General features: G+C 71.3%; 12 protein-coding genes. 6 read left to right on the top strand and 6 right to left on the bottom strand.

The genetic code is table 11. The features are described from left to right. Position 1 precedes the first annotated feature (1 nt). Genes BJ999_RS06110 through BJ999_RS06100 form a run of 3 tightly spaced genes read left to right on the top strand, consistent with a single transcriptional unit; the run spans position 2 to position 3,242 of the window. Positions 2-1,702, top strand: a complete 1,701-nt coding sequence (locus tag BJ999_RS06110) for a replication initiator (RefSeq protein WP_444541852.1) — start codon at positions 2-4, stop codon at positions 1,700-1,702. A 2-nt stretch (positions 1,703-1,704) separates the two neighbouring features. After that, complete coding sequence (locus tag BJ999_RS06105) at positions 1,705-1,914, top strand: helix-turn-helix transcriptional regulator (protein ID WP_179838351.1); 210 nt, start codon at positions 1,705-1,707, stop codon at positions 1,912-1,914. Beyond that, entirely contained in the window at positions 1,914-3,242 is a 1,329-nt protein-coding gene (locus tag BJ999_RS06100) for a tyrosine-type recombinase/integrase (protein WP_179832377.1), read from the top strand. The genes BJ999_RS06105 and BJ999_RS06100 overlap by 1 nt, the downstream gene beginning before the upstream one ends. A gap of 32 nt (positions 3,243-3,274) precedes the next feature. Here BJ999_RS06100 and BJ999_RS06095 read toward each other — a convergent pair whose 3' ends face one another. Continuing rightward, positions 3,275-3,946 (bottom strand): winged helix-turn-helix domain-containing protein, encoded by a 672-nt coding sequence (locus tag BJ999_RS06095; RefSeq protein ID WP_476723718.1) that lies wholly within the window; start codon positions 3,944-3,946, stop codon positions 3,275-3,277. 5 nt (positions 3,947-3,951) lie between these two features. Further along, positions 3,952-5,160: a sensor histidine kinase gene (locus tag BJ999_RS06090; RefSeq protein WP_179832375.1), complete on the bottom strand. Its 1,209-nt coding sequence runs from the start codon at positions 5,158-5,160 to the stop codon at positions 3,952-3,954. 176 nt (positions 5,161-5,336) lie between these two features. Here BJ999_RS06090 and phoU point away from each other — a divergent pair, with 176 nt between their 5' ends. Both phoU and BJ999_RS06080 read left to right on the top strand, forming a co-directional pair. Next, complete coding sequence (gene phoU, locus BJ999_RS06085) at positions 5,337-5,999, top strand: phosphate signaling complex protein PhoU (RefSeq protein WP_179832374.1); 663 nt, start codon at positions 5,337-5,339, stop codon at positions 5,997-5,999. Positions 6,000-6,089: 90 nt separating this feature from the next. After that, entirely contained in the window at positions 6,090-7,184 is a 1,095-nt protein-coding gene (locus BJ999_RS06080) for a WD40/YVTN/BNR-like repeat-containing protein (RefSeq protein ID WP_218934965.1), read from the top strand. Here BJ999_RS06080 and BJ999_RS06075 read toward each other — a convergent pair. After that, complete coding sequence (locus tag BJ999_RS06075) at positions 7,174-7,614, bottom strand: MarR family winged helix-turn-helix transcriptional regulator (protein WP_179832373.1); 441 nt, start codon at positions 7,612-7,614, stop codon at positions 7,174-7,176. The two genes, BJ999_RS06080 and BJ999_RS06075, sit on opposite strands and share 11 nt — an antisense overlap. Before the next feature lie 80 nt (positions 7,615-7,694). On the opposite strand from BJ999_RS06075, the gene BJ999_RS06070 reads away from it, so the two are divergent. Further along, positions 7,695-8,864 carry an MFS transporter gene (locus BJ999_RS06070; RefSeq protein WP_218934964.1) on the top strand — a complete coding sequence of 390 codons (1,170 nt, stop codon included), beginning with the start codon at positions 7,695-7,697 and terminating at the stop codon, positions 8,862-8,864. Between the two features lie 54 nt (positions 8,865-8,918). On the opposite strand, the gene BJ999_RS06065 is transcribed toward BJ999_RS06070, so the two are convergent. Genes BJ999_RS06065 through mshA form a run of 3 tightly spaced genes read right to left on the bottom strand, consistent with a single transcriptional unit; the run spans position 8,919 to position 11,626 of the window. Next, positions 8,919-9,746 (bottom strand): phosphoglyceromutase, encoded by an 828-nt coding sequence (locus BJ999_RS06065; protein ID WP_179832371.1) that lies wholly within the window; start codon positions 9,744-9,746, stop codon positions 8,919-8,921. A 28-nt stretch (positions 9,747-9,774) separates the two neighbouring features. After that, complete coding sequence (locus tag BJ999_RS06060; RefSeq protein ID WP_179832370.1) at positions 9,775-10,266, bottom strand: type III secretion system chaperone family protein; 492 nt, start codon at positions 10,264-10,266, stop codon at positions 9,775-9,777. 49 nt (positions 10,267-10,315) lie between these two features. Continuing rightward, complete coding sequence (mshA, locus tag BJ999_RS06055) at positions 10,316-11,626, bottom strand: D-inositol-3-phosphate glycosyltransferase (RefSeq protein ID WP_179832369.1); 1,311 nt, start codon at positions 11,624-11,626, stop codon at positions 10,316-10,318. Between the last annotated feature and the right edge of the window lie 100 nt (positions 11,627-11,726).

Raw genomic sequence — 11,726 nt, 5'->3', positions numbered from 1 at the left:
GGTGCAACTGACCCTCGACGGCTCGCCCTCCGAGTCGGCTCCGGCGGCTGGTGCGGGCTCGGAGACGGGCGCGGTGGTCAAGACGCTTTCTCCCCTGGCGCGGGGCGTGCTGGAAGCGGTCGCGGTCGAACACGGCGTGTGCATCCGGCCCGTCCCGATGCGGCGGGTGGACCTCAACACCGGTGCGGCCAAAGTCGTCTATGTGCCGTGCGGTCACACCATGGCCTCGGTGTGCCCCTCGTGCGCTGAGCGCAAGCGCAAGCTCCGGGCCGTGCAGTGCTCCCAAGGCTGGCACCTGACCGAGGAACCGGTCATCACGCGCGCCGACCCGAACGACGAACAACGCGCCTGGATGGAGCTTCGAGCGCAAGCGGCGGCGGCCCGCGACAAGGCGGCCGAGGAGGGTTCGGCCGAGGGGGAGGACGTTGGGTTCTGGGATGCCGTGGTGCGTGACCTGGACAACGAGCTAGAACGCACAGGGGTCCGCGGTGCCCTCAAGTCTGATGATGAGAGCAAAGGCCGGCGGACTCGTTCCACGCGGCGGCGGCAGGACGCGCCGGACCTTCCTCGGCGTCCCGTCGACTCCCGCACCCTCGGCAAGGTCTACCGGGGCAAGGACGGCAAGACGTTCCGGCCTTCGATCTTCCTGACGCTCACGCTCGACTCCTACGGGCGGGTGCGCTCCGACGGGACACCGGTCGACCCCAACGGCTACGACTACACGCGGGCCGCTCGGGACGCGCTCTACTTCTCCAAACTGGTCGACCGGTTCGTTCAGAACCTGCGCCGGTTCGTCGGCTACGACGTCCAGTACTTCGCCACCGTCGAACCCCAACGCCGTCACGCACCCCACCTGCACATGGCCATCCGCGGAACCATCTCCCGCGCCGAACTGCGTCAAGTCGTGGCAGCCACCTATCACCAGGTGTGGTGGCCCTCGACCGATCGCGTGGTCTTCGAGGGGGATCACCTGCCGGTCTGGGACAACGTCGCGGGCGAGGACGGCGGCGGCTACCTCGACCCCACGACGGGTGAAGTCCTTCCGACCTGGGATGACGCGCTTGACGCGCTCGGCCTGGACGACGACGCCGAACCCTTGCACGTGGTGAAGTTCGGGCGGCAGATCGACGCACAAGGCGTCATGCCCGACTCCCCACAATCCCGCAAGCTGATCGGCTACCTGACCAAGTACCTGGTCAAGGGCGTGGCCGAATGCCACCAGGCCGAGACTGGCGCGCAGCGTGAGCACGTGGACCGCATGGCCGAAGCGCTCCGGTACGAGCCGTGCTCACCCACGTGCGCGAACTGGCTGCGCTACGGCATACAGCCCAAGAATCCGCGGGAAGGCATGGCCCCCGGCTTCTGCAAGGGCAAGGCCCACAGGCGCGAACACCTCGGCTACGGCGGCCGCCGCGTCCTGGTCTCCCGCAAATGGTCCGGCAAGACCCTCGCCGATCACAAAGCCGACCGGAAGGCGTGGGTCCTGGCACGACTCGCTGAGGCTGGCGTCCCCGTACTCAACCCGTCCGACCCGAACGCCGTCCACGTCTGGGAACGCGCCGGGCCTGGTGATCCCGACGTCAAGCCGACCGAAGCGCGGCTCCTGCACCTGATCAACGAACGCATCCAACGGCGCCGCCAACTCGACGCCGCGACACAGAACGACACCCCCGAACTTTCGGCAACTCAGGAGGCAGCGTGAACATGAGCGCTGATCCGGCGGTCTCATCGCTGCCCTGGGATCGGACGTGGTCGGTCAAGGAGACCTCGTACTACCTCGGCGTACCGGTTGCGACGCTGCACCAATGGCGCTACCTCGGTAAGGGGCCGAAAGCTGCTCGGGCGGGTCGTCATCTGCGTTACCTGCCTGCTGATGTTCTCGCTTGGCTGCGTGAGCAGCAGGAGGCCGCGTAATGGCCGTCTACGACCGGTGGCACACGAACAAGCCGCGTACTGATGCGGAGGGCAATCCTGTCTCGGCCTGCCGTGAGCACAAGCTGTTCCCCAGCAAGGATCACGGCAAGGGCGACCGGTGGCAGGTCCGTTGGCGAGACGAGACGGGCAAGCAGTGCAAGCAGAACTTTGCCCGGAAGGCGGGCAAGGACCCGAAGACATGCGCGGACGCCTTCGATGCGAAGGTGCGGACTGACCTCGATGCGGGGACGTACATGGACCCTGCGCGCGGAAAGATCCTCCTGGAGGACTTCGCGCGCCAGTGGCGTAGTGGGCTGACCGGTGATCCAAACACTCTGTGGAACGTTGATAAGCGGCTGGCCCACATCATTGACGTGGGACCGCGTCCGGGCCAGAGAAAGAGCCGGCGCCCGGCGGGCGCTCCCAGCATCATCGGGAAGCAGTCCATGACGGTCCTCGCCCATCGTCCCAGCCTGGTCCAACAGTGGATCAAGAGCCTGGAGGGCAAGGGCCTCTCGCCGGGCTACATCAAGCGGATCTTCGACACGCTGTCAACGATCTTCCGGGCGGCGATGGAAGACGGCATCGTGGACCGTAACCCGACCAAGGCAAGCTCGGTCAAGCCGCCTCGGGTTGCGAAGAAGAAGATCGTCCCTTGGACGCTCGACCAGGTGGAAGCCGCGGCCCTGGCGCTCGGTGACGATGCCCTGATGGTGTACCTCGGCGTCGGGGCGGGCCTTCGGCAGGGGGAGATCTTCGGCCTGGCCGTCGATGACCTCGATTTTCTCGGCAATCGCGTCATCCACGTCCGGCGACAAGTGCGGTTGGTCGATAAGCGGCTCGTATTCAGCCTCCCCAAGGGGGACAAGGAACGCGACGTGCCGTTGCCCAGCTCGCTCGCGCTGCGCGCTTCGGCTCACATCGCCGCTAACCCGCCGGTGGAAGTGACCTTGCCCTGGAAGACTCCGGACGGCCCCCCGCACACGGCGCGGCTCCTGGTCGCTCGGTCGAGTGGCCGTCCTCATCACGGGAGCGTCTTCAACTACACGTGGCATCTGGTCCGCAGAAGCATCGGAGTTCCGGAGACGCCTGAGAACGGGATGCACGTCCTTCGCCACACGGCGGCCTCCGCGTGGCTCGCCGCTGGTGTCGACGTCCGCACAGTGGCGGAGTACCTCGGGCACGCCGACCCCGGTTTCACGCTCCGGACGTACGCGCACCTGATGCCCGATGCGGCCGACCGTGCCCGCCTGGCCATGGATCAGTTCTTCGACCAGGCGGGCAAGATCGAAAACGCACGTGCCCTGATTGTGCCCTCACAGCCATGACCGCGACAGAAAACGCAGGTCACAGCGTTCGGCTAGGGCTCGAACTTGTAGCCGAGGCCCCGGACGGTGACGATGTAGCGCGGCGTGGACGGCACTTCCTCGACCTTGGCGCGGAGCCGCTTGATGTGGACGTCCAGGGTCTTGGTGTCGCCCACGTAGTCGGCGCCCCACACGCGGTCGATCAGCTGCATCCGGGTGAGGACGCGGCCGGCGTTGCGCAGCAGCACCTCCAGCAGCTCGAACTCCTTGAGGGGGAGCTGGACGGGCTCGCCGCCCACGCTGACCACGTGGCGTTCCACGTCCATCCGGACCGGCCCGGCCTCCAGCGTCGCGGGCGTCGGCTCCTCGACCTCGCCCTGGCGGCGCAGCACGGCCCGCATCCGGGCGATCAGCTCCCGGGTGGAGAACGGCTTGGTGACGTAGTCGTCGGCGCCGAGCTCCAGCCCGACGACCTTGTCGACCTCGCTGTCCTTGGCGGTCAGCATGATCACCGGGACGCTGGAGCGGGCGCGCAGCTCGCGGCACACCTCGGTGCCGGGCAGCCCGGGCAGCATCAGGTCGAGCAGCACGAGGTCGGCACCGTTGCGCTCGAAGATGTCCAGCGCGTCGGGGCCGGTGGCGGCGACGGCCACCTCGAACCCCTCCTTGCGCAGGTTGTACGACAGTGCGTCGCTGAAGGACTCTTCGTCTTCCACGACGAGCACGCGGGTCACGGTGTTGCCTCCCGGGCGGTGTTCTGTGGTGCTTGGTCTGCGGTCGTCGCGGCCGGCCGGCGGCGCGGCGTGTCGATCAGGGGGAGCCGGATCGTGAACGTCGACCCGTGCCCCTCCTTGCTCCACACCGTGACGTCGCCGCCGTGCTTGCTGGTGACGTGCTTGACGATGGCGAGGCCGAGGCCGGTGCCGCCGGTCTGGCGGGAGCGGGCGGGGTCGACCCGGTAGAACCGCTCGAAGATCCGCTCGATCTCGGCCTCCGGGATGCCGATGCCCTGGTCGGTCACGTTGATCTCGACGTGCGTCTCGTCGCACCGGCGGGTCGACACCACCACCCGGGTGTGCTCGGGGCTGTAGGCGACGGCGTTGTCGACGAGGTTGCGCAGCGCGGTGACCAGCAGCTCCTGGTCGGCGCGGACCCGCAGCCCGTCCTCGCCCCCGGACGCGAGCTGGATGTCCTTGGCGGTCGCCTTGATCTGACAGCGGTCGAGCGCCTCGGCCATCACCTCGTCGAGGGTGATCGGGGTGAGCTCGGGGAGCGGCTCGTCCCCCTGGACGCGCGACAGCGTCATCAGGTCCTGGACGAGGTTGTTCAGCCGCACCGACTCGTACTGCATCCGGCCGGCGAACCGGCGGACGGCCTCGGGATCGTCGGCGGCGCCCTCGACGGTCTCGGCGAGCAGGGACAGCGCGCCCACCGGGGTCTTCAGCTCGTGGCTGACGTTCGCCACGAAGTCGCGGCGGATCGCCTCGGTGCGGCGCATGTCGGTGAGGTCCTCGGCGAGCACGAGGACGAGCCCGTGCGACCCGAGCGGCGCGACGCGGACCGCGAACCACCGCCCGTCGGCCCGGCGGCGGCCGCCGTTCGGGCCGACCTGTATCTCGGTCTCGCGGATCTCCCCGTCGCGGCGGACGAGCCGGGTCATCGCGATCACCTCGTCCACCACCAGGTGGTCGCCGCTGACCAGTCCGTACGCCCGTGCGGCCGAACTGGCCCGCAGTACCCGGTCCTCGCCGTCCACCACGACGGCCGAGGACCGCAGGACGCTCAGGACCGAGGCGACGCCCGGCGGCAGGCTGCCCACCGGGTTCGTCGCAACCGCCGTCCGCTGGGCTCGCTCGCTCACCCGCACCGCCAATCCAGTCGCGAGCCCGATCGCGAGCCCGGCGAGCCCTGTCAGGCTCGCGACAATCTCGACCTCCACACCTCGGATCGTAGGCGGCGTTCGGAGTAACGCTTCCCCTCTGGCCTGGCCAGCGCCTTCTCGTTACCCCAAAGTTCACCTTTGCCACCGGATGCGTTCACACCCGTGGGGCAGGCTGTGGCGTGGGCGAGTCCGCCCTGCCCGCCCGCCCCCCGTTCACATCGAAGGATTCTCAAGTGCGCGACGCCTACCACGAGGAACTCGACTCCCTCACCGACAGCCTGGTGGAGATGACCCGCCTCGTCCGGTCCGCGATGGCCCGCGCGGTGACCGCCCTCCTGGACGCCGACCTGCGGCTGTCGGAGGAGGTCATCAGCGGGGACGAGCACGTCAACAAGATCGACGCCGACATCGAGGCGACGGTGTTCGACCTGATGGCGCGCCAGCAGCCGGTCGCCGGCGACCTGCGGACCCTGATCACCGCGCTGCGGATGAGCGGCGACCTGGAGCGCATGGGCGACCTCGCCGTGCACATCGCCAAGACGGCCCGGCGCCGCCACCCCGAGTCGGCCGTCCCGCCCGAGCTGCAGGCGACCGTCCTGGAGATGGGGCAGATCGCCGAGCGGATGATCGCCAAGACGGGCAGCGTGATCGCGTCGCAGGACGTCGAGATGGGACTGGAACTGGACGCCGACGACGACCAGATGGACCGCCTCCACCGCCGCCTGTTCGACATCCTGCTGTCCCCGAAGTGGCGGCACGGCGTCGAGCCGGCCGTCGACATCACCCTCGCCGGGCGCTACTTCGAGCGCTTCGCCGACCACGCCGTGCACGTCGCGGAGAACGTCGTCTACCTGGTGACCGGCCAGCGTCCCGAGGAGATCATCGACTCGGCCTGACCGGCCGGCCCCGCCCGCGCCGCTCCGTGCCGCGAGGCTTGGAGGGCCGGGGTCTGGACGGCTTGATCAACGTTCGTTGGCTTGCGCGTCATGAGACCGATGCGGGCGCTGGTCCGGGCGATCACGGCGGCCGGGGTGTGCGGGGCGGTGGCGGCGGCGTCCCTCGGGGTGCCGGGCGCCGTGCCGGCGCAGGCGGGGCCGGTGGCGCACGGGCCCGCCTGGCGGCTCGCCCCGACCGGGAGCGAGGCGCGGTTCCGCGGCCTGGCGGCGGTCGGCCGCGAGGTCGCCTGGCTGGCGGGCAGCGGCGGGACGGTGCTGCGGACGACCGACGGCGGCCGCACGTGGCGCGACGTCGCCCCGGCGGGCGCGCAGGGCCTGGAGTTCCGCGACATCGAGGCGTTCGACGCGCGGCGGGCGGTCGTGCTGGCCATCGGCGAGGGCGATGCGTCCCGCGTCTACCGGACCTCGGACGGCGGCGTCACCTGGACGCTCGGTTTCAGGAACGACGATCCCAGGGCGTTCTACGACTGCGTCACGTTCTCCGACTCCCGGCACGGGCTGGCCGTCGGCGACCCCGTGGACGGCCGGTTCCGGATCATCTCCACCAGCGATGCCGGCCGCAGCTGGCGGGTCCTGCCGTCCAGGGGCATGCGCCCGGCGCTGGAGGGCGAGGCCGGGTTCGCCGCCAGCGGGCAGTGCCTGGTGAGCCATGGGCCGCGGGACGTGTGGCTGGCGACGGGCGGGGCGTCCCGCTCGCGCGTGTTCCACTCCGGGGACCGCGGCCTCACCTGGACCGTCGCCGACACCCCGCTGCCGGCCGGCCCGTCGCAGGGCGTGTTCGCGGTGGCGTTCCGCGACGCCCGGCACGGCGTCGCGGTCGGCGGCGACTACCGGCCGGGGCAGCCGTCCCCGGCGGCCGCGGCGACGACCGGTGACGGAGGCCGCACGTGGCGGCCCGCGCGCCGCCCGCCGGCCGAGTACCGGTCGGGGGCCGTGTGGCCGGCGTACGCGGGCCCGGCCGCGCTGGCCGTGGGGCCCACGGGCAGCGACGGCACCCTCGACGGCGGCCGCACGTGGACCCGGTTCGACACCGGGAGCTTCGACACCGTCGACTGCGCGCCCGACGGCGGCTGCTGGGCCGCAGGAGAAAAGGGCCGCGCCGCCCGCCTCGTCCTCACCCGCTGACCGGGTTCTCCTCCCGCTGGGCCGGCTCCCCCAGGAGCGCCTGCAACAGGTCGCGCAAGGACTCCTGCTGGGCCGGGGCGAGCGGGGTCAGCGGCGAGTCGGCGTCGAGCCGTTCGAGGACGTCGGCGCGACAGCGTTCGCCGTCCGGGGTGAGGACGATCTGCTTCGCGCGGCGGTCGGTCGGGTGGGGGCGGCGCTCGACGAGGCCCTGCCCTTCGAGGCGGTCGAGGACGAAGGTCGCGTTCGACGCCTCGCACGCCATGCGGTGGGCGAGCTCGCGCGCCGTGATCGGCTCCGACAGCTCGCGGAGCGCGACGACCTGGGCGGCGGTCATCCCCACCTCGTCGGCGACGCGGCGGGCGTGGACGTCGAGCCGCTGCGCGAACCGGTGGACCAGCTTGCACACGTCCCGCTCCATCTGCTCGCCCATGCCCCGAGTGTAGCGCCTGTACTTCGAATCATGATATTGCTAATTCGGATCATCCGAGTTCGAAGTAAATGGAGCGCCGCGTGCCCCCCTCCCTCCTGTCCCTCATGCTGGTCGTGTTCGGCCTGACCACCGGCGAGTTCGTCATCGCGGGCATCCTGCCGGACGTGGCCGCGGACCTCGGCGTCTCGGTGCCCGCCGCCGGGCGCCTGGTCAGCGCCTACGCGCTCGGCATGATCGTCGGCGGGCCGGTCGTCACCGTCCTGACGGCGCGGCTGCCGCGCAAGCCGCTCGTGACCGGCCTCATCGCCGTGTCGATCCTCGGCAACCTCGGCTCCGCCCTGGCGCCGAACTACCCGGTGCTGCTCGCGGCCCGGTTCGCCGCGGGGCTGGTCGTGGCCACGTTCTTCGCGGTCGCCATCGCCACCGCCGCCGCCACGGCCCCCGCGGGCAGGGAGTCCTCCACCATCGCGAAGGTGGCGCTGGGGCTGAACCTCGGCATCGTCCTCGGCGCACCGCTGGGCACCCTGATCGGCCAGGGACTCGGCTGGCGGGCGACCTTCGGCTCGATCGCCGCGCTCACCGCCGTGGCCCTGCTCATGGTGCTGCGGTTCGTCCCCGCCCTGCCCGCCGCCGCGACCGGCCCGCTCCGCGGCGAGCTGCGCGTGTTCGCGGGGCGGGACGTCCGCCTGGCGATCGTCCTCACCGCGCTGGGCAACGTGGGCGTGGTGACCGTCTTCACCTACATCGCGCCGCTGCTCACCGAGGTCGGCGGGTTCACCGAGGGCGCCGTCCCGGCGCTGCTCCTGGTGTACGGCGCGGGCGCGGTCGCGGGCAACTTCCTCGGCGGCCGGCTCTCGGACCGGGCCCTGATGCCGTCCCTGGCCTGGCTCCTCGGCGCGCTGGCCGGCGCCCTGGCGCTGTTCTGGGCGGTGGGCGGCGTCCGGCCGCTCGCCGCCGCGATGACCTTCGCGCTCGGCGTGCTGGCCTTCGCGATCATCCCGGGCATGCAGACCCGCGTCCTGACCACGGCGGGCGCGGCCCCGACGCTGGCGGTGGCCGTCAACGCCTCCGGGTTCCAGGTCGCGGCCGCGTTCGCCGGCTGGCTCGGCGGGACGCTGATCAGCGACGGGCCGGGCCTGCGCTCGCTCTTCCCCGTCGCGGCCGTGCTCACCCTGGCCGGGCTGGTCATGGCCGTGCACATCCACCGCCGCGACCGTCGTCCCGTCCCCGCGAGCACCGGCTCCGGGTGACCGCGTCCGACCGCGTTCACCATGCGAGGGGCCGCCGGGGGCGGCCCCTCCGGGCTACCTGCGCTTGCCGCGCCTGGGCTTGCGCTCGTCCTTCGGGGCGGGGCTCTTCGCGGCGGGCTTGGCGGTGCTCCCGCCCTTGCCGGCGCCCTGGTTCTTGACGGCCTCGATCGCGGCCTTGGCGGCGGCCGGGTCGAGGTACTCGCCGCCGCGCTTGAGCGGGGAGAAGTCGTCGTCCAGCTCGTAGACGAGCGGGATGCCGGTGGGGATGTTCAGGCCGACGATCTTCTCGTCGGAGATGTCGTCCAGGTGCTTGACCAGGGCGCGCAGGGAGTTGCCGTGCGCCGCGACCATGACGGTCTTGCCCGCCGCCAGGTCGGGGATGATCGAGTCGTACCAGTACGGCAGCATGCGGTCGACGACGTCGGCGAGGCATTCCGAGCGCGGGATCAGCTCGGACGGCAGCTCGGCGTAGCGCAGGTCGTTGACCTGCGACAGGGGGTCGTCGTCCTTGATGGGCGGCGGCGGGGTGTCGTAGGAGCGGCGCCACGTCATGAACTGCTCTTCGCCGAACTCCTCGCGCGTCTGCGCCTTGTTCTTGCCCTGGAGGGCGCCGTAGTGGCGCTCGTTGAGGCGCCAGGAGCGCTTCACCGGGATCCAGAGCAGGTCGGCCACGTCCAGGGCGATGTTGGCGGTGCGGATGGCCCGCTTCAGCAGGGAGGTGTGCAGCACGTCGGGGGTGATGTCGGCGTCGAGCAGCAGATCGCCGCCCTTGGTCGCCTCGCTCTCGCCCTTCGCGGAGAGGTCGACGTCCACCCAGCCGGTGAACAGCCCTTCCGCGTTCCAGACGCTTTCGCCATGCCGGAGCAATACCAGGGTCGCCATGGCACCAGAGCCTATCGGCCCCCGCGGCTCACTCGCGGTTGGCCGGATCCGCGAAGGAGGCGAAGGCCTGGAGGTTGGCGAGGCTCTCGCCGCGCTTGACGCGCCAGTCCCATTCGCGCTGGATGGACGACTTGAACCCGCGCTCCAGCGCCTTGTCGAAGTTCTCGTCGGAGTAGGTGAGGACGCAGCCGAGGAGGCGGTCGATCTCCTCCGGAGAGACGCCTTCGAGCGGGACCTTCCCGACGAGGTGGACGTCGCCCACGTCGTCGAGCGCGAAGGCGACCCCGTACATGCGGCCGTTCTTCTCCAGGAGGAACCGGTAGAACTCGGCGTGGTTCTCGTCCGGGCGGCGGCAGAAGAACGCCTCGACGTGCAGCGAGTGGTCCCCGGCGATGAGCCACGTCATGGTGGCGAGCTTGTGCTGCCCGGGAAGCTTGACGAAGAACGCGTTCTCGCGCGGCTCCTCGAACTCCAGCTCGTTGGATCTCAGCGTCTCGCGGATGGTCTCGACGATGGTCACGTGTCTCCCCCTTGGAGGGCGGCTCCCCCGCGCCCCCGGTCGGCTCGGCTCATACGGTGGCCTGCGCGGCGGCGGCCGGCACCGGCATGGCACCGGTATACACGTCGAGCAGCCGGTCGACGGTGGCGTCCCAGCCGAAGCCGTGCGCGTGCCGGACGGCGCCGCGGGCGAGGCGGGCGTGCAGGCCGGGCTCGGCGTGCAGGCGCCGCAGGACGGCGGCGTAGTCGGCGGGGTCGTGGCCGGGGATCAGCATGCCGGACTCGCCGTCGGCGACCGCCGTGCACAGGCCGCCGACGCGGGACGCCACGACCGGGGTCCCGCAGGCCTGGGACTCGACGGCGACGAGCCCGAACGACTCGCTGTGGGACGGGACGACGGTGACGTCCGCGGCGCGGTACCAGTCGGCCAGCTCCCGCTGCGGCGACGGCGGCTCGAACCGCATGACGTCGGAGATGCCGAGTTCGGCCGCGAGCAGTTGCAGGCCCGCGGGGCGGCACAGCCCGGAGCCGCTGGGGCCGCCGACGACGGCGACGACGAGCCGCGAGCGCAGCGCCGGGTCGTCGTCGAGCATGCGGGCGACGGCGCGCAGCAGCACGTCGGGGGCCTTCAGCGGCTGGATGCGGCCAACGAACAGCAGCACGTAGGCGTCGCGGGGCAGGCCGAGGCGGCGGCGGGCGGGGCCGGTCCGGTGCGCGAGGAGGCCGGCGCCGCGGGCGATGAGGGGCGATTCGGGGCGAAACAGCGACAGGTCGACGCCGGGGCTGACGGTCGCGACGCGGGAGGGGCCGGCGCCGTAGAGGTCGACGAGCTCCCCGGCCTCCTTGGCGGTGTTGGCGACGAGCTGGTCGGCCGATGCCACGACCTGCTCCTCGCCGAGGACGCGCTCGTCCGGCTCGGGCCTGTCGTCGTCCGCGAGGGCCGCGTTCTTGACCTTGGCCATCGTGTGCATGGAGTGGACGAGCGGGACGCCCCACCGCTCCTTGGCCGCCCAGCCCGCCTGGCCGGAGAGCCAGTAGTGCGTGTGGAGGAGGTCGTAGTGGCCGGGTTCGTGGGCCGCCTCGGCGCGCAGCACGCCGGAGGTGAACCCGCACAGGTGCCGGGGAAGCTCGGCCTTGTCGAGTTCCTCGAACGGCCCGGCGACCACGTTGCGGACGAGGACGCCCGGCGCGAGCTCCACGACGGGCGGAAGGGCCCGCGAGGTCGCGCGGGTGAAGATGTCCACCTCGACGCCCCTGGCGGCGAGCCGCTTGGCGACCTCGACCACATAGACGTTCAGGCCGCCCGCGTCGCCGGTGCCCGGTTGATCCAAAGGGGACGTATGCATACTAATCGTCGCAACCCGGCTGATACGACGCGACACCCGACACCACCTCCGCCAGTGCAACCTATCGACCGGGTTCCGTGTTCCCTCGGCTAGGGGGACAAGCGCGCCCCTCCGCCACAGTGACGCACCTCACCCG

Source organism: Actinomadura citrea (assembly GCF_013409045.1).
Classification (GTDB): Bacteria; Actinomycetota; Actinomycetes; order Streptosporangiales; family Streptosporangiaceae; genus Spirillospora; species Spirillospora citrea.
The sequence above is the reverse complement of the archived record's forward strand: the minus strand, read 5'-3'. Positions and strand labels throughout refer to the sequence as shown.